This window comes from Nocardia sp. NPDC050413, from assembly GCF_040655475.1.
GTDB classification, from domain to species: Bacteria; Actinomycetota; Actinomycetes; order Mycobacteriales; family Mycobacteriaceae; genus Nocardia; species Nocardia coubleae.
Genome location: NZ_JBFAJZ010000010.1, coordinates 50,275 through 74,906 on the forward strand (window position 1 = coordinate 50,275; position 24,632 = coordinate 74,906).

At 67.1% G+C, this 24,632-nt stretch carries 22 protein-coding genes; 8 read left to right on the plus strand and 14 right to left on the minus strand.

Annotated features, from left to right (window positions below):
- Positions 1-110: 110 nt before the first annotated feature.
- The 3 genes from AB0I19_RS22180 to AB0I19_RS22190 all read right to left on the minus strand — a co-directional run bounded on the left by AB0I19_RS22180 (position 111) and on the right by AB0I19_RS22190 (position 2,486).
- A complete protein-coding gene (locus AB0I19_RS22180) occupies positions 111-608 on the minus strand; it encodes a peptidylprolyl isomerase (RefSeq protein WP_357150809.1) in 498 nt (165 codons plus the stop codon).
- A gap of 234 nt (positions 609-842) precedes the next feature.
- A complete protein-coding gene (locus tag AB0I19_RS22185) occupies positions 843-1,490 on the minus strand; it encodes a hypothetical protein (protein ID WP_357150810.1) in 648 nt (215 codons plus the stop codon).
- Positions 1,491-2,147: 657 nt separating this feature from the next.
- Positions 2,148-2,486 (minus strand): hypothetical protein, encoded by a 339-nt coding sequence (locus AB0I19_RS22190; protein WP_243750027.1) that lies wholly within the window; start codon positions 2,484-2,486, stop codon positions 2,148-2,150.
- On the opposite strand from AB0I19_RS22190, the gene AB0I19_RS22195 reads away from it, so the two are divergent.
- On the plus strand, positions 2,476-2,778 hold the full coding sequence (locus AB0I19_RS22195) for a hypothetical protein (protein ID WP_245655374.1): 303 nt from the start codon (positions 2,476-2,478) through the stop codon (positions 2,776-2,778). The genes AB0I19_RS22190 and AB0I19_RS22195 overlap by 11 nt on opposite strands.
- Positions 2,779-3,297: 519 nt before the next feature.
- A complete protein-coding gene (locus AB0I19_RS22200) occupies positions 3,298-6,582 on the plus strand; it encodes an arabinosyltransferase domain-containing protein (RefSeq protein WP_357151023.1) in 3,285 nt (1,094 codons plus the stop codon).
- Between the two features lie 71 nt (positions 6,583-6,653).
- Here AB0I19_RS22200 and AB0I19_RS22205 read toward each other — a convergent pair whose 3' ends face one another.
- The 4 genes from AB0I19_RS22205 to AB0I19_RS22220 all read right to left on the minus strand — a co-directional run bounded on the left by AB0I19_RS22205 (position 6,654) and on the right by AB0I19_RS22220 (position 11,688).
- Positions 6,654-6,815, minus strand: a complete 162-nt coding sequence (locus AB0I19_RS22205) for a hypothetical protein (RefSeq protein ID WP_157101793.1) — start codon at positions 6,813-6,815, stop codon at positions 6,654-6,656.
- Between the two features lie 152 nt (positions 6,816-6,967).
- A complete protein-coding gene (locus AB0I19_RS22210; protein WP_357150811.1) occupies positions 6,968-10,402 on the minus strand; it encodes an arabinosyltransferase domain-containing protein in 3,435 nt (1,144 codons plus the stop codon).
- A gap of 48 nt (positions 10,403-10,450) precedes the next feature.
- Positions 10,451-10,960, minus strand: a complete 510-nt coding sequence (locus tag AB0I19_RS22215) for a hypothetical protein (RefSeq protein ID WP_357150812.1) — start codon at positions 10,958-10,960, stop codon at positions 10,451-10,453.
- A gap of 191 nt (positions 10,961-11,151) precedes the next feature.
- On the minus strand, positions 11,152-11,688 hold the full coding sequence (locus AB0I19_RS22220; RefSeq protein WP_357150813.1) for a hypothetical protein: 537 nt from the start codon (positions 11,686-11,688) through the stop codon (positions 11,152-11,154).
- A 190-nt stretch (positions 11,689-11,878) separates the two neighbouring features.
- Here AB0I19_RS22220 and AB0I19_RS22225 point away from each other — a divergent pair, with 190 nt between their 5' ends.
- Together AB0I19_RS22225 and AB0I19_RS22230 are read left to right on the plus strand one after the other, a co-directional pair.
- A complete protein-coding gene (locus AB0I19_RS22225) occupies positions 11,879-12,133 on the plus strand; it encodes an AbrB/MazE/SpoVT family DNA-binding domain-containing protein (protein WP_357150814.1) in 255 nt (84 codons plus the stop codon).
- On the plus strand, positions 12,130-12,522 hold the full coding sequence (locus AB0I19_RS22230; protein ID WP_067640260.1) for a type II toxin-antitoxin system VapC family toxin: 393 nt from the start codon (positions 12,130-12,132) through the stop codon (positions 12,520-12,522). Before AB0I19_RS22225 ends, AB0I19_RS22230 begins: the two co-directional genes overlap by 4 nt.
- Position 12,523: 1 nt before the next feature.
- Here AB0I19_RS22230 and AB0I19_RS22235 read toward each other — a convergent pair whose 3' ends face one another.
- The 3 genes from AB0I19_RS22235 to AB0I19_RS22245 form a co-directional block, all read right to left on the minus strand.
- Positions 12,524-14,494: an arabinofuranosyltransferase gene (locus tag AB0I19_RS22235; RefSeq protein ID WP_357150815.1), complete on the minus strand. Its 1,971-nt coding sequence runs from the start codon at positions 14,492-14,494 to the stop codon at positions 12,524-12,526.
- 149 nt (positions 14,495-14,643) lie between these two features.
- Entirely contained in the window at positions 14,644-15,423 is a 780-nt protein-coding gene (locus AB0I19_RS22240; protein WP_181700776.1) for a decaprenylphospho-beta-D-erythro-pentofuranosid-2-ulose 2-reductase, read from the minus strand.
- A complete protein-coding gene (locus tag AB0I19_RS22245) occupies positions 15,420-16,835 on the minus strand; it encodes an FAD-binding oxidoreductase (RefSeq protein ID WP_357151025.1) in 1,416 nt (471 codons plus the stop codon). Before AB0I19_RS22245 ends, AB0I19_RS22240 begins: the two co-directional genes overlap by 4 nt.
- 69 nt (positions 16,836-16,904) lie before the next feature.
- On the opposite strand from AB0I19_RS22245, the gene AB0I19_RS22250 reads away from it, so the two are divergent.
- Entirely contained in the window at positions 16,905-17,360 is a 456-nt protein-coding gene (locus tag AB0I19_RS22250; RefSeq protein ID WP_084457194.1) for a GtrA family protein, read from the plus strand.
- 1 nt (position 17,361) lies between these two features.
- Here the strand turns inward: AB0I19_RS22250 and AB0I19_RS22255 are convergent, their stop codons facing one another.
- The 3 genes from AB0I19_RS22255 to AB0I19_RS22265 form a co-directional block, all read right to left on the minus strand.
- Positions 17,362-17,985: a pyridoxamine 5'-phosphate oxidase family protein gene (locus AB0I19_RS22255; RefSeq protein ID WP_357150816.1), complete on the minus strand. Its 624-nt coding sequence runs from the start codon at positions 17,983-17,985 to the stop codon at positions 17,362-17,364.
- A 138-nt stretch (positions 17,986-18,123) separates the two neighbouring features.
- On the minus strand, positions 18,124-20,286 hold the full coding sequence (locus AB0I19_RS22260) for a molybdopterin-dependent oxidoreductase (RefSeq protein WP_357150817.1): 2,163 nt from the start codon (positions 20,284-20,286) through the stop codon (positions 18,124-18,126).
- A gap of 107 nt (positions 20,287-20,393) precedes the next feature.
- Positions 20,394-20,885 carry a hypothetical protein gene (locus AB0I19_RS22265; protein ID WP_174552230.1) on the minus strand — a complete coding sequence of 164 codons (492 nt, stop codon included), beginning with the start codon at positions 20,883-20,885 and terminating at the stop codon, positions 20,394-20,396.
- A 180-nt stretch (positions 20,886-21,065) separates the two neighbouring features.
- Between AB0I19_RS22265 and AB0I19_RS22270 the strand changes: the two genes are divergently transcribed.
- Both AB0I19_RS22270 and AB0I19_RS22275 read left to right on the plus strand, forming a co-directional pair.
- Positions 21,066-21,671, plus strand: coding sequence for a DUF4282 domain-containing protein (locus AB0I19_RS22270; protein ID WP_067494828.1), 606 nt, complete (start codon positions 21,066-21,068; stop codon positions 21,669-21,671).
- Positions 21,672-21,792: 121 nt separating this feature from the next.
- Entirely contained in the window at positions 21,793-22,638 is an 846-nt protein-coding gene (locus tag AB0I19_RS22275; protein WP_357150818.1) for a helix-turn-helix transcriptional regulator, read from the plus strand.
- Positions 22,639-22,641: 3 nt separating this feature from the next.
- Here the strand turns inward: AB0I19_RS22275 and AB0I19_RS22280 are convergent, their stop codons facing one another.
- Positions 22,642-23,040, minus strand: coding sequence for a MarR family transcriptional regulator (locus AB0I19_RS22280; protein ID WP_067494823.1), 399 nt, complete (start codon positions 23,038-23,040; stop codon positions 22,642-22,644).
- An 85-nt stretch (positions 23,041-23,125) separates the two neighbouring features.
- On the opposite strand from AB0I19_RS22280, the gene AB0I19_RS22285 reads away from it, so the two are divergent.
- Entirely contained in the window at positions 23,126-24,589 is a 1,464-nt protein-coding gene (locus AB0I19_RS22285; RefSeq protein ID WP_357150819.1) for an MFS transporter, read from the plus strand.
- Positions 24,590-24,632: the final 43 nt, after the last annotated feature.

Here is a 24,632-nt window from a genome sequence, read left to right on the forward strand (position 1 = left end):
TCCTCATTGCGGCAAGGATGCCCGTGCTGTGATAAGTGTGCCCGAGTCGAATTCTTCGAAACGGGCCGCCACCGAAAGAAAGGTGGCGGCCCGGGCAAGCGTCGGGGAAATCAGGCGACGGTTGCGGATTCGATGACGACGTCGTCGACGGGGACGTCCTGGTGGGGGCCCGCGTTGCCGGTGGGGACGGCGGCGATCTTGTCGACCACCTCGGTGCCGTCGGTGACCTTGCCGAAGACCGCGTAGCCCCAGCCCTGGCCCTGGGGGGCCGTGTGGTTGAGGAAGGCGTTGTCGGAGACGTTGATGAAGAACTGGGCGGTGGCCGAGTGGGGGTCGTTGGTGCGGGCCATCGCGACGGTGTACTTGTCGTTCTTCAGGCCGTTGGTTGCTTCGTTCTGGATGGGCGCCTGGGTGGGCTTCTGCTTCAGGCCGGGCTCGAAGCCGCCGCCCTGCACCATGAAACCGGGGATGACGCGGTGGAACACGGTGCCGTTGTAATGGCCGGAGTTCACGTAGTTCACGAAGTTGGCGACCGTGTTCGGCGCGGCCTGGTCGTCCAACTCGAGCACGATCGGTCCGTAGTTTGTTACGAGATTCACCTTGGTCATGTGGTCGAGTCTAGGGAGGGGAGGGGTATGGAAGTGACCGGGGTCCGGTGCGCCGGTAAATCCGCTCCCGGCAGAAGGGTGCCCCCGACCGGGAAATACCGCGTCGGAGGACATAATCGATGAGGAGCCCGCGTGCGTACCGAACGCACGCGGGCCTTTATCGCACACCGGTGTGCTTCACCTGATTCGCGGTGACTTCGTCGCGATTCCCGTCACCGGAATATCACCCTGAAATCAGGGGCCGACCGTGATCGGCGCCGCCGGATCGGTGGTGTTGTCCACCTTGTACGTGGCGGTCACCGTGCCGCTGGTCGCGCTGGTCGGGCAGCCGAACCCACCGGTCACCTTGACCGGTGCGGGCGCATCGGACAGCGTCACCGTGGAGGGCGCCCCGTTGGTCCACGTACCTGCCACATCGGCCGGGGCGGTGGGCGCGACCACGGCGGTGCAGGCCGTGATGCCACTGGTCTTGATCACCATGCCGCCGGTGGGGATCGCCAGGCTGCCGGTGATGGGCGAGCCGTTCTGGCCGGTGATCGCCCAATCTCCACTGGTGGTGATGGTGGCGCTGGTGCCGGGGAGACTCGTTGTGCAGTCGGCGAAGCTCGGCGCCGCGATCGGCACCGACACCGGCCCACTCGGATTCGTGTTGCCGGGCGCGGCGGGCACCGTGCCGGTGGTGCTCGAGGTGGCGCAGGTGACGGTGACGCCGCCCGCAACGAATTTCACCGACCCGGAATTCGTCGCCGACACATTCGCGCCGGCGGGCGAAATGGTGGTGGAGCCGGCGGCATTGGCCGGTCCGATGCCGAAAGTGACGGCTACTGCCGCACAACTCACGGAAGCCAAGACTGCGCGTGTCCAGAGATTGTTTTCGATCATGCGTACTCCTAGGTGAAGCTGACAAGCATTCGGAATGAAAGCTGTCAGGAGCAAGAGTACGAATCGGCATTGTTCATGTCGTGTGTTTCGTAGCGACCATTTCATCGGGAATCACTCGCCGTTCGGGGCCCGAACGCGGCTCGACTAGCTTAGAATGCCCAGCCGTTACCGGACATAACAGTTACCGCCGTTCTTATTAACGGCTGCGCAATTGATCGGTACTATTGCGACTATCTCTGTGCCAAGCTGCAGACGTCGAGTGCAAGGTGCTGCTGACCTGCTGTAATAGTAACTCGGCATCGTAATGAAACGATCGGTGGGGCCGTTGCAAATCGGTAGTTGCCGGTTCTAAACACAATAAAACGGTTGAACTCCACACCTCCAGTCATGAGGGTTCGGCAGGCGGGGTCTCATCCGAATCGGCTGTTCAGATCGGATATCCACAGCGGTGATCTCTGAGCCGATAACCGCCGCATCCGGGCCCGGGCACGACAAATCCGCGTACGAGAAACAATTCTCGTCGCGGAATCCCTGAATGCAGGGACCCGCATGCGCCATCGGACGCATGCGGGCCTTTATTTATCGCACGCCGGCGTGCTTCACCTGATTCGCGGTGACTTCGTCGCGTTACCCGTCACCGGAATATCAACCCTGAAATCAGGGGCCGACGGTAATCGGCACCGACGGGTTGGTGGTGTTGTTCACCTTGTAGGTGGCCGTCACCGTTCCGGTGGTCGAGCTGGTCGGGCAGCCGAATCCACCGGTCACCTTGATGGGCGCCGAGGCGTTGTTCAGCGACACCGTCGACGGCGACCCGTTGGTCCACGAACCGGCCACATTCGCCGGTGCCGTGGGGGCGACAACGGCGGTGCAGGTGGCGAGACCGGAGGTCTTGATCACCGCGCCGCCGGTGGGAATCACCAGACTGCCCGTGATGGGTGAGCCGTTCTGGCCGGTGATCGCCCAGCTGCCGCTGGTGGTGACGGTGGCGCTCACACCCCACATGCTCGTGGTGCACCCGGTGATGCTCGGCGCCGCGATCGGAACCGTCACCGGCCCGCTCGGGTTCGAGTTGTTCGGCGCGGCGGGTACCGCGCCGGTGGTGCTCGAGGTCGTGCAGGTCACCGTGACGCTGCCCGCCACGAACTTCACCGTCCCCGAATTGGTAGCCGATACATTCGCCCCGGCGGGCGAAACGGTGGTGGATCCGGCGGCGTGCGCCGGCCCTATTCCGAAGGCAATTGCGGCTGCCGCACAACTCACGGAAGCCAGGGCTGCACGCGTATAGAAATTGGTATGGCTCATGCGTACTCCTAGGTGAAGCCGACAGACTTTCGGGATGAAAGCTGTCACGTTCAAGAGTACGAATGGGAATTGTTTACAGCGCTCGATTCATCGCGACGATTTCGTGCGGAAACTTTCGTGAAAAGGGTGCGTATGCGCCGATTCCGGCCTTAGAATGCACTGACGTTACCGCGTGTAACAGTTACCGCACTTTTTATCAATGCGAAGAACCCGCGCTGGTATCATCGGATAACTCCTGTGCCTTCTACGGTACTTGCCTGTCGCTCCGAACGGACCTGGATCGATAGCTGATATGCATCATGGCGAAACAAGTGGGGCCGGCGGGAGGATCACGGGCTCTACCAGGTTAAACCTAATGAAATACTTGAACTTCACACTGGCAATCCGACGACTCAACGGCCGCTGACTCGCGCGCACCAACGCTGAGTCAACCCAGCAGATACCATGGCGAACCGTGCCAGACGCCGCAACAGCTGTTCTCTCCAAGCCACCCGCAGAACCGGTGGCCTCCGCGAAGGACTTCCGCATCGCGCGATGGATCGCGCTGATCGCCGGACTCCTGGGAGCCGTGTTCGCGGTGGCGACGCCGTTCCTGCCGGTCACCCAGACCACCGCGCAGCTGAACTGGCCGCAGAACGGCAAGCTCGGCAATCTGCAAGCGCCGCTGATGTCGCAGGTCCCGATCGACCTCAACGCCACCATTCCGTGTGCCGCGGTCGACCGGTTGCCCGCCCAGGGCGGCATGCTGCTGGCCACCGCACCGCCTCAAGGCGACGGCGCCGCACTCGAGGCGCTGTTCGTTCGCGTCTCCGACACCGCCGTCGACGTGGTCGACCGCAACGCGGTGGTCGCCTCGGCGCCGCGTTCGGAGATGGGTGGCTGCTCGACCATCACCATCGCCTCCGACCAGCACCGCACCCGCGCCTCGTTCGACGGCCTGACGACCGAGATCGAGCGGCCGATCCCCGGTCAGCCGGGCGCGACGGAGACGGTGCGCGTCCCGGTGGAGGGCGAGCTCGGCGGCGACCTGCGCCCGCAGATCGTCGGCGTGTTCTCCGACCTGGAAGGCGAAGTACCCCAGGGCCTCTCGCTCACCTCAACCATCGACACCAGGTTCTCGTCGAGCCCGTCGGCGGTGAAGCTCATCGCGATCATCGCGGCCGTGCTGTGCACCCTGCTGGCACTCGGTGCGCTCGCCCAGCTCGACGGCAGCGACGGGCGTGGGCACCGCCGGTTCCTGCCGAAGAACTGGCTCAAGCCCACCTGGGCCGACGGCGCGGTGATCGGCACGCTGCTCGTGTGGCATTTCGTCGGCGCCAACACCTCCGACGACGGCTACATCCTCTCGATGGTCCGGGTGGCGCCCGAAGCGGGCTACATGGCCAACTACTTCCGCTGGTACGGCGTGCCGGAGGCGCCGTTCGGCTGGTACTACTACGTCATCCAGGTGTTCGCCGAGATCTCCACGGCCAGCCCGTGGGTGCGTGTGCCCGCGCTGATCTGCGCGATCCTGTGCTGGATGGTCATCAGCCGCGAGGTGGTGCCCCGCCTCGGCAACGCGGTCAAGCGCAGCCAGGTGGCGCTGTGGACCGGTGGCCTGGTGTTCCTCGCCTTCTGGCTGCCGTTCGACAACGGCCTGCGCTCGGAGCCGATCGTGGCCCTCGGCGCGCTGCTCACCTGGGTCTCGATCGAACGTGCCATCGCCACCGGCCGGCTGCTGCCCGCCGGGATCGCGGTGCTCGTCGCCGCCTTCACGCTGGCCGCCGCCCCGACCGGCCTGATGTGTGTGGCCGCGCTGCTGGCCGGTATCCGGCCGCTGGTGCGGATCATCGTGCGCCGGCATCGCCAGTTCGGCACGGCCGCGCTGCTCGCGCCGATCGCCTCGGCGGGCCTGCTCGTGCTCACCGTGGTCTACAGCGACCAGACCTTCGCCGGTATCCAGGAGGCCAACCGGGTGCGCCAGGCCACCGGCCCGAACCTGGCCTGGTACGAGGACTACCTGCGCTACTACTACATGTTCGTCGAGACCGTCGACGGTTCGCTGGCCCGCCGCTTCGCCTTCCTGGTGATGCTGCTGTGCCTGTTCACCACGCTGCTGGTGCTGCTGCGCCGCCGCCAGGTGCCCGGTATCGCGTCGGGTCCGACCTGGCGTTTGATGGCCGTGGTGTTCGGCACGATCTTCTTCATGATGTTCAACCCGACGAAGTGGACCCACCACTTCGGCGCGTACGCGGGCATCGCCGGATCGCTCGCCGCGGTGACGGCTGTGGCCGTGTCGCAGAGCGCGTTGCGGTCACGCAAGAACCGGGCGATCTTCCTCGCCGGACTGCTGTTCGTGCTCGCGCTGTCGTTCTCGGGCATCAACGGGTACTGGTACGTGTCCAGCTACGGCGTGCCGTGGTTCGACAAGACCATCTCGCTGAGCGGCGTGCAGTCCAACACCGTGATGCTGATCCTGTTCGGCGTGGGATTGGCCCTGGTCGGCTGGTACGCGCTGCGCGAGGACTACGTGAAACCGCAGCCCTCGGCGAAGACCAAGCGCGGCAGGCGGATCCGCAAGTTCGCCGCCATCCCGCTCACCGTCGTGGTCGGGCTGATGGTCGCGTTCGAGGTGCTCTCGCTGGTGAAGGGCGCCACCCAGCAGTACCCGGCGTACTCGCTCGCCCGCTCCAACATCGACGCGCTCGGTGGCGAGAGCTGCGGCCTGGCCCGCGACGTGCTGGTGGAAGCCGACCCGAACAGCGGCAGACTCGACCCGCTCGTCGACCCGTCGCGTCCGCTCGTCGACCCCGCCGACCCGCTGCGCGGCACGCTGGCCGAAGGGTTCAGCCCCAACGGCGTGCCGAGCGACCTGTCGGCCGACGCCGTCGAGGTGAAGCCGGGTACCGGCAACACCAGCAACCAGTCGGTCGGCGCCGCCTTCGCCGAAGGTGAGAGCGCGGGCACCGGCGGTGGTGAGGGCGCTCGTGGTGTCAACGGGTCGACCGTCGCGCTGCCGTTCGGTCTCGATCCCGCGCAGACGCCGGTGCTCGGCTCCTACCAGGAGGGCATGCAGCAGCGCGCCCGCCTCGAGTCGTCCTGGTACGGGCTGCCCGCGCGCACCGAGGAGTCCCCGCTGATCGTCATCAGCGCGGCCGGCCGCATCGCCTCCAAGGACGACACCGGCGCCGACAAGTACGGCCAGTCGCTGCTCGTGGAGTACGGCACGCGCAACCCCGACGGCAGCGTCACCCCGCTCGGCACCTACCAGCCGCGCGATATCGGCCCGGCGCCGTCGTGGCGCAACCTGCGGGTGCCGCTGGCCGAGCTGGCTCCCGAGGCGAACGCCGTGCGCATCCTGGCCAACGACCCGATTCTGATCGGTGACCAGTGGCTGGCGTTCACCCCGCCGCGTGTGCCCAAGCTGCAGAGCCTCGACACTTTCATCGGCCGCACCCAGCCGGTGCTGCTCGACTGGGCCGTCGGCCTGCAGTTCCCGTGCCAGCGTCCGTTCTCGCACGAGAACGGCGTGGCCGAGGTGCCCAACTACCGCATCCTGCCCGACCGCCCGCTGGCCATCTCCTCGACCGACACCTGGCAGGCCCAGGAGTTCGGTGGCCCGCTCGGCTTCGCGCAGATGCTGGCCGCCCGGGTGACCATCCCCACCTATCTGAAGGACGACTGGGCCCGCGACTGGGGTTCGCTGGAACGCTACGACCAGCACATCCAGGCCGAACCGGCCCAGCTCGAGACCGCGACGACCGGTCGCGACGGGTTCTGGAGCCCGGGACCGCTGCGGGTGTTCTGAGGCGGGAAAGCGTGAAGGCGGGGACCACCATCGTGGTCCCCGCCTTCGGTTTGTATGCCGTGTGCGGAAGGTCAGACGTTGAGCAAGCGACGGTTGAGGTCGCGGCGTAATACCTCCTGGGAGGGCAGTCTTTCCAGCACCCGCATCACGGCAGGTCGTAGTTCCTTCTTCTCGTCGTCGCTGAGCAGGTCGACGAGATCCCGCAGGTCCATGTCATCGAAGGCTCCTGTCATACCCACCAGGGTACGTGGCCAAACCTGAGAACGGGCCAAGTTGAGCGGGTCCTTAACGGGTGTTTCACCGAACCGAAATGTGTAGTGACACTAGGGTTTTCGTGAAACAGCAGCGCAACTGCCCGATCACTGCCCATGCGCTGCCCCAGTCTCTACCGCGCCCGGATGTCCGGCTCCTTCGCCCGTCCTGACTGGTCTACCACCCGCACCGTGATGTCGGCGGGCGGCGCCGGCTCGTACGGGGTGAACCGCTCCAGCGAGCCCCAGTCGCGACCGAGATCACGATCCAGGTAGGTGGGCACAGTCTCGGCCTTCATCAGCAGACCTGTCCACCCGAGCGGGCCGCCGCCGATGTCGTCCTGCCAGGCGTTGGCCGCGTCCGAACCCACCCGGTCGGGCAGGATCCGCCACTTCGGCGCCTCGGCGACACCGTCGTGGTGCTCGAACGGGCGCTGACACGGGAACGCCAGGCCGACGTGCCAGTCCAGCAGCACAGGGTCGGTGTGCCCGACCACCGAGTCGAGGGAGGCCAGTTTCGGCAGGCGCGGCGGGGTCACCGCGAGCCACTGCTTCTGGGTGATGTCGTTGTCGGTGGCGACCAAGCGCACCGCGTTCACGCCCGCGGGCAGGCGGTCCAGCGGCACGCGCAGGTTGCGCCACGACGGCGACGGGCCGATGTCGAGCGGTTGGATCGAGCCGGTGACCTGTACCGATCCGTCCTCGGCGCGGGTGCCGTACTCGACGATCAGGTCCTGGCCGTAGTGCACGACGCCGTCGTTGTCGACGTAGCGGATGCGGCCCGCGGCGGTGACGACCAGCGCCTGGTAGGCGGGATCGTCGCGCACGGCGTCGACATCGGCGCCGTACCACTGGGAGGTCAGCTTCGCCTGCTGCTGCACACCGTCCTGGTAGGAGCCGAGCACCGGCGTGCGGGCCGGGTCGAGGCCGAACGGCAGGGCGACGGTGCTGCCGTTGATGCCCGCTTCGGTGCTCGTGCCGCCGCCGGTGCCCGCGCCGGTGGTGTTGGTCGTCTTGTTGGCCGAGTCCTTGTCGACGGAGTTGGCTCCGCCGACCACGGTCTCGTCGGCGTCGGCGGTGAGGTCGGCGGCCACCCCGTTCGGGGTGAAGGCCACCGATTCGGTGCTCAGCCCGTCGGCGGGGGCGCCGGTGATCGGGGTGAGCAGGGAATCGGCCGTATTCGTCTCCACCAGTACGTCGTTGGCCAGGGCGCACGTATTGCCCTGCAGCGACTCGATATTCGACTTGGCGATCGAATAGGCCGGGTACTGCGTGACCGCGCCCTTCAGCATCGACGCCACCTCGAACGCCACCAGCAGCGCGGCCGCGATCGTCAACGGCATGGTGGCGAAACGGTCGAAACGGGCTGGGCGCGAAGGCTTGCGGTACGGGTCACGCAGGTGGAAGTAGAGGGCGACGAGCAGGGCGAGCACGCTGAGCCCGAGCAGCAGCGTCGACACACCCTTGCCCGCGACCATCGGCGCCTTGTCCCAGAACGGCACACCGAAGCTGGACACATACCACCAACCGTTGGAGCCGGTGAAGGTGAGTGCGAGCAGAAACAGGACCGCCGCGGTGAACAAGGCGCGATTGCGTGGTGCGCGAATGCCATTGGCGCCCACCGCGACCGCGGCAAGTGCGGCCAGCGAGCCCGCCAGGCCCGCGTACACACCGAAGTGGTGAGTCCACTTGGTCGGCGTCCACATCATCAGCAGCAGCGCACCGAAGACGATGCCGAGAATGCGCACCGACGGGCCCCGCGAGGTACCGGGGATGCGGCCCTTGCGCAACACCTGCAGGATGCACACCAGCAGGCACAGCAGCATCACCAGGACGCCGAAACGCCTGGCCAGCGAGCCGTCGGGGGAGAGCATGAACAGCGAATCCCAGCGGGTGCGTTCATCGAACCACGCCGCGTTGGGGCCGACCAGGGTGCGCACGCGGGTGGCTTCCATGACCGTCGCCAGGGTCTGGTCGGCGAAGACGACGATCAGCACGAGGGTGCCTGCGGCTACGCCCGGGGCCAGGAGAGCGGCATAGCGGAAGATCTTGGTGGCCAGGGAAAGTCGGCCGGATGCGTGAGCACCGTCGGCTGTGTTGCGAGCCTCGTGCTTGCCCTCGGTGGCCGTTGCCTCTGCCGTGGCTCGGTCGGCACGCGACCTTCTCGCCACTTCGGCGGCGTCGAGTCCGTCTCTGTCAGCGGCGATTTCGCGTGGACGCAGACCTTGAGCGCGCTTGATGATGATCTGCATGACCGGGCGCGTGCCTGCGATCAGGGCCGCGATGCAGATGAGTCCGGTCGGACCCGCTGCCAGGGAGAACGCGGCGATGAGGATCGCGAGGGCGGCGGGGAGCAGGCGGGCGGTGGCGATCGCGCGTTCGATGGCGCACCAGGTGAGCAGGGCACCGGCCGCGATGAGCGGTTCGGGGCGAAGACCGTTGTCGTAGGGGAGCCAGAAGGCGAGGAACACCAGGCCCGCCGTCCACAGCGCCACCTTGTCGCGCCGCACCCGGGCACCGAGGCGGGGCAGCACCTCCCGGCTGATCACCGCCCAGCACACCAGGCCCGCGGCGAGCGCGGGCAGCCGCATCCACGGGCTGGCGTCGGAGATCTTCGTCATCCAGGCCAGCAGCTCGTAGGACCATCCGAACGGCGCCTCGGGCACCCCGAACCAGCGGTAGTAGTTCGCCATGTAGCCCGACGGGCCGGAGGCGCGCGCCATGTTCAGGATGTAGCCGTCGTCGGAGGTGTTCGCGCCGATCACATGCCAGCCGAGCAGCGTCGCCACCACGACCACGTCGGTCGGCGTGATGCGCCACCAGTGCCGGGGCAGGAAGTGGCGGGCACGGCGGCCGTCGGCGCGGTCGAGCAGGTGCAGGGCGACCAGCGCGGCGAGGGTGGCGAGCGCGGCCACGATCATCACGGCCAGTTTCAGCGGCGTCGGGGTGGAGGTGAAGCGGGAATCGATATCGGCGTGGAAGCGGGCGCCGGTGAGCTGGGTTTCGTCGAGATCGGTGTACACCCCGACGATCTGCGGACGCTTGTCCACGGTGACGGTGTTGCGGAACGGGCTGCCGTCGGCCCGCGTCACCCCGACGAACTCGACAGTCGTTGCGGCGATGGTGGATTCGATCGCGATGTGGTCGCAGTTCGCGATCTCCTCGATCGGCGCCGACAGCATCGGCACATCGCGGGCCTGCACCGTGAGCACGCCCTCGCGCGCGACGACGCTCAGACCCTTGGTGATCTGCCCGGATTCGGCCGGGACCGTGGTGAGCAAGGTCGTCGGCTGCGGTGTGGTGTTCTCACCCTCCGGGCCGCGCACATCACCGCCGGGCAGCCCGCGCAGCACCGGACACGGCAATTGCGCGTTCACCTGCTGGGGCACATACGACACGAGTGGTGCCTGCACACTCGCCGCACCCGCCTGCGGCCAATCGAGGCTCGCGCGGTCCTGGCGCACCGGCAACAGCGGTGTGAGCAGGGCAAGCACGAACCCGAGCAGCCCACAGACGAGGGCGATCAGGCGGTATCGGGTGAACGCTCGTTCAGATCGGTCCGGTCGCACGGGGGTAGATGCTAGCCACCCCACCCGATCGTGCGGGGGCGCCGCGTCCTATCCGGTCATCCTGTTCGACCAATCGAGCTGCGAGCGGGCCCAATCGGGAATTTCCGCGGCCGGACGCGGGTAGGCCACGAACTCGGCGCGCAGATCGTCGACCGACACCTCGGGCATCCAGTCGGCGACCGTACCCGCCGAGTAGGTGGCCTTGAAACGGGTGGGTCCGGCGATGAAGATCTCCGCACTCAGCCAGGCGCCGACCGCCGGGTCGTAGGACATGCGCTTGTGGTCGGCCAGGTATTCGACGACCTCGGTCGGCGGCACCATATTGGTGACCGACCCGTCGCGCTCCTTGACCTGAACGCCCGCCACCAGATGCCCGCCGACCTGCAGCGACCACAGCAGGGCGAACTTCTGACCGGGGGAGAGCATGGCGATCGCGGCATCGACCACGAACTTCTCGATTTCGCCGAGTGAGTGCAGTTGTTCCCGTGGCGCAGGTTCGGCGTCCTGGCGGTGTTCCCGCATCAGGAGATCGATTCGCTCCGGTCTGCTGAGCGTCATAGCTATACCTCTGCATCCGTACCGATCAGCGCTACCAAAACTGATTTCGGTCGGCCGAACTTGTCAACATTTCGCAGCGTACCCGCCCCGTCCGACGGACTGTGCGGTTTGTTCGCTGCAACCGCACATATTGTTGTCTATCGGTGCTCCGCACACCAGTAGCTACCGGGTGTCTATGGACACATGTCCGGTCAGGCTGCCGATGCGCGCAGGGCGAACCAGCCGTCGCCGGGGTCGGCGAAACCGTGGTAGACGAGGGGTACCCGCTGGTCCACACCGAAAAACTGGTACACCGCCGCCATCGCCTGACGCACCGAGTGCGCCTGGAAGTCGTCGATGCGCCGGGCTCCGATCCGGTGTTCGGGCAGCATCGAGAGCCGGGTGAGCTCCGCCGGATCGTCCACATCGAGCCCGATCGGCGCCGGTTCCTCGATCAGATGATCGTGCAGCACCGTGCGTGCCGCCGTGGGATCGTGCCGTGGGCCGGTGAACGCCACCCGCTGCACCCGGGCGAGCCCGGGCAGATTCAACGGCGTGCGCACCGCCTCGATCAGGTCGATCAGCTCGGGATCGGGTTCGGGCCCCCCTTCGGCTACCGGCGCCTGTTCCAGCAGATGCAGCATCTGCCCTCCCCGAACCAGCGGCTCGGGCACCACGAACACACTGATACTCGGACAGATGCAGTTCACTCCGGTGAGGCACACCCTGGTGTGCAACGGATCGGACATGAAGTCCTCCTCCGGTAACGGGCCACCCGGACCCACAACGTGCAGGATCGATAACCTTCGCCATCCGCCGACCCCCACCGACGACGACCGTTCCGCACCGCCAAGTGTAGTGCGCCTCCCCGCCCGGAAGACAGGGTTGGTGAAACTCGATTGCGGTATCCTTACTTCAGTGGGGAAGTAAGGAGTCGTTGTGGACGCGCTGGCGAGGTTGACATCGAAGGGGCAGATCACGGTGCCCAAAGCGGTCCGTGACGCGCTGGAATTACACACCGGCGACAACGTGCACTTCCGGGTGGAAGGTGATGTCGTGGTGCTCGCGAAGACACCTGACCTGCTGGATCTCGCGGGCAGTGTGCAGGTCCCACCACAGGTGCGCGGCCGTTCGTGGGAAGAGATCCGCGACGAGGCCTGGGCGCGACAGTGGCGGGAGGCCAATCCGGAGTGACGATCTTCCTCGACACGAACATCCTCGTCAGGCACTTCACGCAGGACCCACCCGAGATGGGCCGACGAGCCACAGCCCTGCTCGCGGGGACCGACGAGTTCTACCTTCCGGATCTCATCCTCGCGGAAACCGTGTACGTCCTGCAGAGCGTGTACCGGGTGCCCAGGCCCGAGGTCGCGGCACTGGCCCGTGCCGTGATCGGCTCCCGAAATATCCAGACCGACGATCCGGCCGTCCTCATCCGGACCGTCGATGTGTATGAGCACCACCGGCTTTCATTCGCCGATGCCTACCTCGTCGCGCTCGCCGAAGCCGACTCCGATTCGGTGATCGCGTCTTTCGACAAAGGAATCGGCAAGGTCGGCACCGTGCGCCGTATCGAGCCTTGATTCAGCGGTTGACGGTGATGAGGGTGAAGGGGCCGATGTCGGTGGTGGTGAAGGTGGGGGAGGCGAAGAGGGAGCGGGGGAAGGTGACGGTGTAGCGCTTGACGTTGGGGTCGTTGGGGTAGACGTCTTCGGCGAGGCGGAGGGTGTAGTTGTCGCCGTCGCGGCGGAAGAGGAAGGCGTCGGGGGCGCGCCAGGGGGCGGCCGACATGGCGTCGAGGAGGGCCTGGGGGGAGTCGAGTCTGCTCCAGGCGGCGATGGTGTCGGCGCGGGCCTTGAAGTCGGCGAGGGGGTTCGCGTAGTGCGAGGTGAGGGCCTGGAAACCGAAGTAGGGGTAGAAGGACAGGAAGCTGGTGTCGGCCGTGAGGACGACGGATTCGTCACGGGGGCGGCCGGTTTGGGCCAGTAGAGCCTCGTCGACGGCGTGGTAGTAGGCCACGGCGGAGGGGCGGCGCTTGTCGCCGCGTTCACCGAAAGTGCCGTAGGCGTCGGGTGTTTCGGTGGGCACGGTGTCGGTGTAGGCGGTGTCGATCTCGTGGACCAGAACGGTGGGGATCGTCTGGGCGAAGGCCATCGCGCCGAGCACCGCGAGCGCGGCGGCCGCGGTACGCACCGGCGCGGGTTCGTTCAGCGCCTGGTACACCGCACGGCCGCCCTCGACGAAGCCGAAAACACCCGCGGCGGCGAGCAAGGCGAGCAGCACCGGCTCCAGCCGGAACGACAGCAGGGTGGTGCCCGCCGCCGTCGCCGCCATCGACAGCAATGTCCACAGGTAGATCGACACCACGCCGATGCCGAGCGCCTGCGCCCGCCGCGACGATCCCACCCGCACGACCAGCCACAGCAGCCCGAGTAGGCACAGCGCCCCACGCAAAGAGAACTCGAGCATCGGGAACGCCAGCTGCGCACCCGACTCGGGCAGGTAGTGGAAAGCGTTGCCGGAGGGCAACTTCGCACCCGACAGCATCTTCAGCAGATACGGCGTCCACACCACCAGCGCCACCGCGATCGCGAGCACGCCGATCGCCGCCAGCCGCGTGAACGGCACGACAACCACCCGCCACGCGGGCTCGGTGGTGACGGCCGCATCGCGCTTGCCGATCGCCCGGCCGCTCGCTCGCCGTGCGTACAGCGCGCACGCGGCGGCGATCACCGCCATCAGCACAACGGTGAACGCCGCGATCGCCAGGTACAACGTGTAGAAGCACGCCGCGACCCCGAGGAACAACCCGGTCCCGAGCACCGCGCCCCACCCGCCCGAGCGGCGGTGCAGCGCACCCCATGCCAGCACGAGCACCGGCGGAATGAACACGACAAGCACCGCCCCGTACGCCTCGGGCGAGGCATAGGCCAAGGTCATCGCGGTCACCGCGGCCGCGGCGCCCACGGCCATGTCGGCGCGCACCAGCTGCGCCCACAGCACGAGCGCCACCGTCGCGGCCACGGCGAGCATCCCGATCGAGTACGGCTTGAACACCTCCCAGCCGTCCATGCCGAGCAGGTTCCCGACCCGCCCACCGATCCAGAACCACCCGGCCGGATAGAACGGCGGCAGATCCACATAGGTCATGTCCCGCAGTGCCGCACTGTCGGTGAGCCGCGTCAGATACTCGGTGCGGAATTCCTGGTCGACCGAAACACCGAACAGGTACAGCTTCGTCGCCGCCAACGGCATCCCGAGCGTCACCGTGACGAATCCCGAAATGCCCACCCAGGAAGCGAGTTTCGCGACCACGGGCCACTTCCGCAGCCGGATCAGCAACACCGAGACCACCAACAGCCCCACCGAGACGACCTGTCCGACGGTGGTCAGCGCCCGAGTCACGTTGGAGGAGTTGAACGCAGGCCACTGCACCGCCGAGAACGCGAACAAGCCGACCACCGCCACGACCAGTGCGACGAGCGCCGCCGCGGCACCTTCGGCGAGACCGGTCGCTGTCGCGCGCCCCGCCCGCACGTTGTCATCGGTAGTCATCGGCGCGCATTCCTCCGGGTCCACTCTGCTCGACGGTCCGGGTCAGCCTAGTGGAGCGTGCCGAGTCCGTCGGGCTCGCGCCGAGGCCCCGGCACAAAGAAACTGCCGCACCGCCGGAGTGGCGGTGCGGCAGTCGCGGTTGCTCTCGATCAGATGGGGAGCTTGCGGAAGATCGGGCGCGGGACGTGGCGCAGGGCCGACATCACGAAGCGGGCCTCGTTGGGGGTCCACACGATCTCGGTGCCCTTCTCCGAGGCGGCGACGGCCTGGCGGGCGACGTCTTCCGGATCGACCGTGAGCGGCGCTTCCTTGGAGCCGGTCGCTTCCCAGTGGGCCTTGGTCGCCGAGGTACGCACCTGCATCGGCCGCACGACGGTGACGCGCGGGCCGTAGGGACGAAGCGCCTCGCCCAGACCCAGGTAGAAGCCGTCGAGGCCGGCCTTGGTCGAGCCGTACACGAAGTTCGAGCGACGAACCCGCTCGCCCGCCACCGACGACATCACGATGAACCGGCCGTGCCCCTGCGCCTTGAACTTGTCGCCGACCAGCACACCCACCGACACACCGGCGGTGTAGTTGATGCCGACGGTCATGACCGCCTTGCGCTGGTCCTGCCACAGCTGCTCGGCATCGCCGAGCACACCGAACGCCACGATCGCGACATCCACGTCACCACCGGCGAACGCGGCGTCGACCACCTTCGGGTGCGAGTCGGTGTCGAGCGCGTCGAAGTCGATCACCTCGACCGCCGTGGCACCGGCACCCTTCAGCTTGGCGACGGCATCGTCGAGCAGCGGGTCGCCGGGCAGGTTCGCCAGGATGATCCGCGCGGGGCTCTTGCGCAGGTACTCCGCGCAGATCGCGAGACCGATCTCGGAGGTGCCGCCGAACAGCAGGATGGTCTGCGGGTTGCCAACTGCGTTGATCACTGGAGCTCCAGCCTCCTGGCCATATCGGACATGAACACGCCGTTCGGGTCGACGCTGCGGCGGACCTTGATCCACTCGTCGATCCGGGGGTACATCTTGTGGAAGGTCTCGGCGCTGGTGCGCGAGTCCTTCGCGGTGTAGAGACGGCCGCCGAATTCCATCACGCGTCGGTCCAGCTCGGTGACCAGCTCGTTGAGGCCCGGCTTGATCGGGAAGTCCACGCAGATGTTCCAGCCCGGCATCGGGAAGCTCAGCGGCGCGTCGTTACCGGGGCCGAACAGCTTGAACACATTCAGCGCCGAGTAGTGGCCCGAGGCCTGGATGTCGATGATGATCCGCTTGAACTCCTCGACCGCCTCGGTCGGCACCACGAACTGGTACTGCAGGAACCCGTTGGAACCGTAGCCACGGTTCCACTCCGAGATCATGTCGAGCGGGTGGTAGAACTGCGTCAGGTTCTGCACCTTGCCGGTGTAGTTCCCGCCCATCGCGTAGTACGCCTCACCGATGGCCGACAGCGTCAGCTTGTTCATGGTGAAGTTCGGGAAGATGTCCGGCACCGTCATCAGGTGTGGCGCGTCGAACTTCAACGGCTTCTTCTGCAACCGCTCGGGCAGCTCGTCGAGCTTGGCGAGACGACCACGGGTGATGGTGGCGCGGCCCAGCTTGGGCAGCGGGCTGATCACGTCGAACCAGGCGCTCGAGTAGGTGTAGTTCGCCTCGCTGCCGTCGCTGTGCGCGGCGACCGTCTCGTCGAGGGTCGCGGTCTTCACACCGTCGTTGAGGAAGTAGGCGGTCTCCGTCGGCGCCATCTCGATGGTCGCGCGCAGGATGATGCCGGTGAGCCCGTTGCCGCCGACCGTCGCCCAGAACAGCTCGGCGTCGTTGTCGGGTGACACCGTGCGCACCGAACCGTCCGCGACGAGCAGGTCGATCGAGCGGACGTGGTTGCCGAAGCTGCCCTCGCTGTGGTGGTTCTTGCCGTGGATATCGGAGGCGATGGCGCCGCCGATGGTCACCTGGCGGGTGCCGGGTAGCACGGGAACCCACAGCCCGAACGGGAGCGCGGCCTTCATCAGCTGGTCCAGGCTCACGCCGCCGTCCACGTCGACCAGGCGGGTGTCGCGGTCGATGCGGTGGATGCGGTTGAGCGCGGGCATGTCGATGACGAGGCCGCCCGCGTTCTGGGCGTGGTCGCCGTAGGAGCGGCCTAGGCCACGGGCGATCACGCCGCGTCGCAGATGCGCCGGCTTGCTGTCGTTGTCCTCGGCGACCATGCGCACGGCCTGGGCGATCAGCTCGGGATCGCCGGTCGAGAGCACTTCGGCGGAGGTGGGTGCGGTGCGACCCCAACCGGTGAGCTTGCGCGTACGCGTAGGAAGCGCAAACGGCCCGTCGTTGGTGGTCGAAATGTTCTCAGACATCGGCTTAGAGGCTACAGGCATGGCACAACCTGTGACCGGTCTCGTACCCTTCCTCACGTGCAAGCACAGCCGCATCTGCCCCTGCCCCCCGAAATTCCGCTGGTCGACGAGCCGGGGGGTACCGATGTCGATCTGAAGACGCAGATTGTCCGGTTCACCCTCACGGGCGGTTTCTCGGCGATCGTCGACTTCGGCTTGCTGCTGTTGCTGTCGAACGTGCTCGGGGTGCCGGAGGTGCTCGCCAAGGCGATCAGCTTCATCGCCGGTACGACGACGGCCTACCTGATCAATCGTCGCTGGACGTTCCAGGCCGAACCGAGCCGCAAGCGGTTCGTGGCGGTCGTCGCGCTGTACGCGGTGACGTTCGCCGTGCAGCTCGGGATGTATGCCGCGTTCGCGTTCGCGCTGCCCGACCAGTGGTGGCGTCAGGCGGTGGCGTTCGTCGTGGCGCAGGGCACGGCGACGGTGATCAACTTCGTCGTGCAGCGTGTGGTGATCTTCAAGATCAAGTAGGTCAGCCGGCTTTGACTTCGGCGTGCCGGCGGCCCGCCTTCACACCGAAGTAGTCGCCGCCCTTCGCGCGGACGTTGTCGGTGCCCCATTCACGGCGGTCGCGGGCGACGGGAATCATCTGCGGAATGTGTTTGCGGCAGTGGATGTATGCCTCTTCCACGTCGACGACCACCCACACCTGCGCCGCTTTGCCGCGTTCCGCGGGTGGCAGATCGGTGACGGTCTCGCGTAGCTCGCTGTCGGCGACCATGCGGGCCTTCCCGTTCACATGCAGGCCGATGAGGTCGCGGACGAAGTCGATCATCAGGATGCCGACGTGCGGGTTCTCGAGGATATTGCCCAGGCTGGCCATCACCCCGTTACCACGGTATTCGGGGTACGCAATCGTGCGATCGTCGATCACGTGCAGGAAACCGGGGGTGCCTGCACGGAAGCTGGCGTCGCATTCGCCGTGCGCGTCGGCGGTGGAGATGAACGCCATGTCCATCCGGGTGACGAATTCCATCATCATCGGGTTCAGATAGTCGATGACCTGGTCGTCGTAGAACCGTTCGGCGCGTTCGGTGGTGCCCAACGTTTCCTGAAGTTCGTGCTCTCCGTCGCTGCCGACCTGTGTTCCAGGCATCGGGGCCCCTCTGCTGCCGAAGTGCTGTGACCACAATCTCATTGGAGTCTAGGGGAGTTCGGCGTGCCGCGTGGCGAGTCCAGTATTGCGAAGGACCGTAACGGGCGGTTTGCTTCGGGTTTCCTGGACGACGACCGATCAGGCCGGACCGACCGTCACCGGCACTCCGTTGAAGACGGCGGTTCCGGTGATCGCGTCGACGATCGAATTGTCGGTCAGCGCATTGGCATTCACGCCTGCGTGCGCGCGGGCCACCGACTGGGTGGTGCTCGCGGCGTGTCCCCACCCGTGCGGCAGGCTCACCACCCCGGGCATGATCGCCGCTGTCAGCTCCACTTGCACGGTCAGTGATCCGGCGGCCGAGGTGATCTCGGCCGCCTCGCCTATGCCGAGGCGGTCGGCGTCGTCGGGGTGGATGTGCAGGGTGCAGTGGTTGGATCCGCCGACGAGTGCCTCGATGTTGTGCATCCAGCTGTTGTTGGAACGCAGCTGCCTGCGCCCGATCAGCACCATGGGCGGCGTAGTCGTCGCGAGGCCTTCCCGGAGACGCGGCACATCGGCGAGCAAGGGCTGCGGTGCCAGGTCGACGCGTCCCGTTGCGGTCAGCAGCACTCCCGGCAGACGTGGCTCGAGCGGGCCGAGGTCGATGCCGTGCGGGTTGTCGAGGAGGGTGCGCAGGCCGAGGTCACCGCCGTTCCACGCGCCGTACGGGCCGAGTTTGAGCATCAGGTCGACGCGCTGTTCGGTGGTGTCGGCGCCCTCGAGCTCGTCGCGCCGGTCACTCATACCCGCCTTGTGCAGCATGCCGGCGATGACCAGCTCGTCGATCATCGCGACGGCTTCGTCGCTGTGATGCGGCTGCCCGCTCACGGCCGCGGCGAGCCGGGCGAGCACCGCCGATTCCGACGGCCTGCCGTCGAGCGGCACCAGCGGGCGCGAGTAACGCGCGTAGTTGCGCACCGCGAAATGCAGCAGCGCGAAGTCGTAGTGCGGTGACTGGATCGAACGAGGCGGCGGCAGAATCACATTCGCGTGCCGGGTCGTCTCGTTGACGTACCGGTCGACGCTCACCATGAAGTCGAGCCCGGCCAGTCCCGCGTCGAGCCGCGCGCCGCTCGGTGCGGAGAGCACCGGGTTGCCCGCCACCGTCACCAGCGCCCGAATCTGTCCTTCGCCAGGGGTTTCGAGTTCGTCGGCCAGGGTGGCGACGGGGAGTTCGCCCATGGTTTCGGGCAATTCGCGCACCCGGCTGGTCCAGCGGCCCGGGCGGAACGGCTTGGTGCGGGTGATGCCGAGTGCCGCGGGGGTGGCGAACATGGCGCCACCGGGGGAGTCGAGGTTGCCGGTGAGGACGTTGATCGCGTCGACGAGCCACTGGGTGAGCGTGCCGAATTCGGTGGTGCACGTGCCGATCCGGGCGTAGACGGCGGCCGTCGGGGCGGCGGCGAGTTCGCGGGCGATGCGGCGGATGGTCTCGGCCGGAATGCCGGTGCGGTCCGTCGCGATCTCGGGGGTGAAATCCGCTGCGGCCGCGCGCAGTTCGTCGAGGCCGTCGACCTCCACGCGGACGTCGACCAGGTTTTCGGCGAACAATGTGTGCACCACCGCGAACAGCAGATACGCATCGGTGCCAGGTCGGATGAAGAGGTGTTCGTCGGCCAGCTCCGCTGTCCGCGTCGCCCGCGGATCGACAACGACGAGCTTGCCGCCGCGCGCCCGCAACGCCTTCAACCGGCCGGGGAAGTTGGGCGCCGTGCACAGCGAACCGTTCGATTCCAGCGGGTTGGCGCCGAGCATCAGCAGGTAGTCGGTGCGGTCGAGGTCGGGAACGGGCACGACCATCGGGTCGCCGAACATCAGCCCGGCGGCCACCTGCTTGGGCATCTGATCGGCGGTGCTCGCCGAGTACACATGCCGGGTGCTCAGCGCGCGGACCAGCGCTGGTGCGTAGAGGGCGCCCGCGATCGTGTGAGCGGTGGGATTGCCGAGGTAGACAGCGGTGGCGCCGGTGCCGTGTGCCGCGTGGACGGCGGCGAAACGCCGCGCGATCAGGTCGAACGCCTCGTCCCAGCTCGCGGCGCGGAAGTCGGCGCCGTCGCGGATCAGGGGCGTGGTGACCAGGTCGGGGTCGTCGTCGAGCTTGCCGAACCCGGCGCCCTTGGGGCAGATGAAGCCCTTGCTGAACGGGTCGTCGCGGTCGCCACGCACCGAGAGCACCCGGTCGTTGTCGTCGAGGGTGATGCTCAGGCCGCAGACGGCCTCACAGAGCGGACAGGTGCGAAGCAACGAACGCGGAGCCATGGTTCATGCCTACTCCACCCCGGCCGCTCGGCACCGGGAAACGCAGAAAACCCGCGAGGCGACGTGGGGATCCGTCGCGGTCGCGGGTCGTCTGTGGAAAAGCTGCCTCAGCAGGCCACGGTCAGGGTGGCGCGCTTGCGGGTGGCGGCGGCGCGCACGGCGGCACCGAGCGCGACGACCGGCGGGATCCAGCGGGCCTCGGACGGGGCGACGCCCCACGACGCCGAACCGGCGGCCAGCTGGGTGGGCGGCAGCGGGATGCTCGCACCGTCGGTGTGCACCAGCACACCGGCCTCGCGCATCGCGGCGATGGCCATGGTGGCCTTGGCGACGCCGGTCACCAGGTGGATCTCGCGACGCTCGGCGCCCGGGATCTCGATCACGGGGCCGGACAGGTTGTTGGCGCGCAGGAAGCGGCGGACCTCGCCCGCCATCTCGCCGGTGATCTCGATGGCCGAAACGTTCTCGTCGGTCACCAGGCACAGGCCGTTGGTGGTCTCGGCGACGTTCCAACCCCGCGCGGCGTAGTCCAGCGCGGCGGCACCCTTGTCGGCGGCCATAGTGTTGGTCGGAAACGTCGTGCGCACTGTGTTCTCCATTCCCCGAAGAGCTCTGTTCCTGCGTTCATGGGCGTATCGGCGCAAGGTGGCCGAGTTGTTACGCGGATTCCGAAAAATAATCGAGAGTGTCTGCTTCGTCTCATTCGACGAACCTTCGCTATCGCAGGTTCGGTCTCCGTGGTGTTGGCGTGTCGTCGGAAAGCGGGCAGGATTCGGACCATGACCGACGTGCCGAACACCACCCCGGCCGGTGAACCGGAGGCCGAGGAGTTCGAGGCCGAATCCCGCTGGCTCTCTTGGAAAGAGGCCGACGTGAAGCGTACGGCGTCGCGTTCGCGAGAGCAGGCCGAGGACTCCGAAGAGACCGAGGCGATGAGGCTCGCGCGCGACGCGGGCTTCGACGATCCGTTCCGCAGCACCCGCTCGGCCACCCAGTGGGGCGCCGAGGCGCTCCGCTCCCTGCTCGACGTGCAATTCCGCAGGCCCGCGACCCGCACGCTGCTGCCGCTGGCCTACATCCTGTGCGTGATCTCCTTCGCGATCGGCCTGCCGATCGCGCTGACGGTGCTGATGTGGAAGGCCTCGGCGGTGCTCGGTGTGCTCGCCGCCCTCGTGGCCGTTCCGCTCGGGCTCACCATCGCCGCGTCGGTGCGGTTGATGCTCGAATTCGCCGACAACGCCGCCCGGCTCGCGGGCCGGGTCGAGCACATCAGCGAACTCGCCGACGGACTGTTCCAAGCACTGTCCGATGTCGCCGAACCGGTGAATCAGTTGTCCGAAGATGTTCGCGCCGTTCAGTTCTGGCGGTTCCGGAAGAAGAAGTAGGTCTTGCGCGGTGTCCGATTCATTGTGAAACAATCCGTCCGCAGATCTGATGATGCGTCAGCTGCGAACGGCGGCCTCCAGAGAACAAGGGGGAGGCCGGATTTGGATACAGGGGGGAAGTATGGCTTCACCGCAGGGCGTCACCGGTTCGACCATGCCGCGCAGGCAGCTGGGCAGGCACTTACGTGACCTGCGCAATCGTGCGCGGATGACCACCAGAACCGCGGCGGCGCAACTCGAGTGGTCGGAAGCGAAGATCTGGCGGATCGAGACGGGGCAGACATCGCTGCGCAGCCTCGATGTCGAGGCCATGTGCAAGGTGTACGGCGCGCCCGCCGATCAGGTGGAACCGTTGGCCGCATTGGCTCGCGAAACCAAGGCAAGGGGATGGTGGACGAGTTACGGCGATGTGATTCCGGAGGGTTTCGAGGTCTACATCGGACTCGAAGAGGCGGCGGCCGAGCTGTCGATCTACGAGGACGGCCTGGTCCCGGCGCTGTTGCAGACCGAGGACTACACCAGGGCGCTGCTCGAACGAACGGTTCCCGAACTCACCGACGCCGACCTGGAACGGCGGCTGCGGGTGAGCGCGGCCAGGCAGGCGTTGCTCACCAGGGCGGGCTCGCCGTTGCGGCTGCGGGTGGTGCTCGCCGCGCCGGTGCTGTCGCGGCGCATCGGTGATGATCGGGTGCTCGCCGGTCAGCGTGCGCGACTGCGTGAGCTGGCCGAACGCGACACCGTCGACATCCGGGTGATCCCGGACGACTGCGGCTACCACGCCGGGCTCGAGTCGGGCCGGTTCACCGTGCTCGATTTCGACGGTGACAACGCGGTCGACAAGCAGGAACCGCCGGTGGTCTACGTGGAGACCTTCGCCGGTTCGGTCTATCTCGACAAGCCGGCCGAATTCGACCGTTACCGAAGCGCTTTCGCCGACATCACCGCCGCGGCGAGCGCGACGGTGTAGCTCCTACCAGGAGTCGGTGAGCACCGAACGGTGCGTGGGCAGGGCCTGGTCGTAGACCGCCCTGCCCTTTTCCGTGAGCTTGACGAAACACGCCCGCCGGTCGCCGTCGCAGGTGATGCGTTCGACCAGGTCGTCGCGTTCGAGCCGGGCCACGGCGCGGGATAGAGCGCTCTGACTCAGGTAGATGTCGCCGGACAGGTCGGTCATGCGGTACTTCTCGCAGGCCGCGTCGACGAGACGGTCGAGGATCTCGAACTCGCTGAGTCCGATCCGGTGTTCGTTCTGAAGCGCCTTCTCCAGTGCGCAGCTCACGGCGGCGTGCCGGTCGAGCAATGCGCGCCACTGGCCGACCAGCTCGGTGGGCGCTTCGTTGCGCCGAGCTGTGTTGGCCGGGTTCGACATGCGGCCATCTTAGTGCGCCCGACCGATCCATGCAACTGCATTAAATGTGTTGGCATTAAATGCGCATGCATGTAATGTCCTCCGCATGACTTCGCCAGCAACGCTCTCGGCCGCCGAGGCGACCGACCCGACCCGGTGGTCCGCTCGCCTCTGGGGCCTGCTGATCACCCTGTGCATTGTTCTGTTCCTCGACGGTCTCGATGTTTCGATGATCGGCGTCGCCCTGCCGTCCATCGGCGCCGAACTCGATATGTCCACCTCCACCCTGCAGTGGCTCGTGGGCGGTTATGTCCTCGGCTACGGTGGTCTGCTGCTGCTCGGCGGTCGCACGGCCGATCTGCTCGGGCGCCGCAAGGTCTTCCTCATCGCCCTGGCCGTCTTCGCGGTCGCGTCCCTGATCGGTGGCCTGGTTAGCGACCCGACGCTGCTGATCGTCACCCGCTTCATCAAGGGCCTGGCCGCCGCGTTCACCGCGCCGACCGGCCTGTCGATCATCGCCACCACCTTCGCCGAAGGAAAAGCGCGCAACAAGGCGCTGTCCATCTACACCGTGTTCGGCGCGGGCGGCTACTCCATGGGCCTGCTCTTCGGTGGCCTGATGACCGGCGTCGGCTGGCGCTGGACCTTCCTGCTGCCCGTCCCGATCGCCGTCGCCGCCCTGATCTCGGCGTTCGTGCTGATCCCCAAGGACGGCAAGGCCGAGGAAGGCGGCCACGATCTGCTCGGCGCGCTGCTGTCCACCTCGGGCATGCTGCTGCTGGTCTACACCGTGGTCACCGCGCCCGAGGTCGGCTGGGCCTCGGCCCGGACCGTCGTCTCGTTCATCGCCGTGGGCGCCCTGTTCGCCGCGTTCGTCGTCACCGAGCAGCGCGTCGCCCACCCGCTGGTCCGGCTCGGGATCCTGCGCAAGGTGTCGCTGGTGCGGGCCAGCCTGGCCATCATCGCGGTCGCCGGCTCGTACTTCAGCTGGCAGTTCATCGTCACGCTGTACCTGCAGGACACCCTCGGCTGGTCGCCGCTGAAGCTCGCCATGGCGCTGCTTCCGGTCGGCATCCTGGTCGTCGCCTCGGCGTTCTTCTCCGACAAGCTGATCGACCGCTTCGGTACCGGCCCGGTGATCGCCGTGACCATGTCCGTGATGGCCGTCGGCTACCTGCTGTTCCTGCGGATCGACACCGCGCCGGACTACCTGACCGTGCTGCTGCCCGCGGTCCTGCTGATCGGCATCGGCTGGGTCGGCTTCCCCGCCATCAACGTGCAGGCCACCAGCGGTATCGACGACGAGGAGCAGGGTCTGGCGGCCGGCGTGCTGCAGACCTCGATGCAGGTCGGCGCCGCCGTGGTGCTCGCGGTGACCACCGCCATCGTCACCTCCGGCACCGCGCACGGCACCTCGCCGCAGCAGATGCTCGACACCTACCGCCCCGGCCTCGAGTTCGCCGCCGGTGTCACGGTGCTCGGCGCACTGGTCGCGCTCACGGTCTTCTGGCCCCGCAAGCGGGTCACCGACGCGCCGGTCGTCGAGGAGAAGGTGCTCCAGACGGTCTGATCCGAGAGCGCTGAACGGCACCACCATTCAGGGTGGTGCCTTT

What these genes read in the sequence shown, in the direction of transcription:
- AB0I19_RS22280 (WP_067494823.1), bottom strand. Translation starts at nt 23,040, where the DNA reads ATGTCGAACCCGGCCAACACAGCTCGGCGCAACGAAGCGCCCACCGAG.
- AB0I19_RS22275 (WP_357150818.1), top strand. Translation starts at nt 21,793, where the DNA reads ATGGCTTCACCGCAGGGCGTCACCGGTTCGACCATGCCGCGCAGGCAG.
- AB0I19_RS22270 (WP_067494828.1), top strand. Translation starts at nt 21,066, where the DNA reads ATGACCGACGTGCCGAACACCACCCCGGCCGGTGAACCGGAGGCCGAG.
- AB0I19_RS22185 (WP_357150810.1), bottom strand. Translation starts at nt 1,490, where the DNA reads ATGATCGAAAACAATCTCTGGACACGCGCAGTCTTGGCTTCCGTGAGT.
- AB0I19_RS22205 (WP_157101793.1), bottom strand. Translation starts at nt 6,815, where the DNA reads ATGACAGGAGCCTTCGATGACATGGACCTGCGGGATCTCGTCGACCTG.
- AB0I19_RS22265 (WP_174552230.1), bottom strand. Translation starts at nt 20,885, where the DNA reads ATGGAGAACACAGTGCGCACGACGTTTCCGACCAACACTATGGCCGCC.
- AB0I19_RS22235 (WP_357150815.1), bottom strand. Translation starts at nt 14,494, where the DNA reads ATGACTACCGATGACAACGTGCGGGCGGGGCGCGCGACAGCGACCGGT.
- AB0I19_RS22285 (WP_357150819.1), top strand. Translation starts at nt 23,126, where the DNA reads ATGACTTCGCCAGCAACGCTCTCGGCCGCCGAGGCGACCGACCCGACC.
- AB0I19_RS22215 (WP_357150812.1), bottom strand. Translation starts at nt 10,960, where the DNA reads ATGACGCTCAGCAGACCGGAGCGAATCGATCTCCTGATGCGGGAACAC.
- AB0I19_RS22180 (WP_357150809.1), bottom strand. Translation starts at nt 608, where the DNA reads ATGACCAAGGTGAATCTCGTAACAAACTACGGACCGATCGTGCTCGAG.
- AB0I19_RS22255 (WP_357150816.1), bottom strand. Translation starts at nt 17,985, where the DNA reads ATGCCTGGAACACAGGTCGGCAGCGACGGAGAGCACGAACTTCAGGAA.
- AB0I19_RS22220 (WP_357150813.1), bottom strand. Translation starts at nt 11,688, where the DNA reads ATGTCCGATCCGTTGCACACCAGGGTGTGCCTCACCGGAGTGAACTGC.
- AB0I19_RS22260 (WP_357150817.1), bottom strand. Translation starts at nt 20,286, where the DNA reads ATGGCTCCGCGTTCGTTGCTTCGCACCTGTCCGCTCTGTGAGGCCGTC.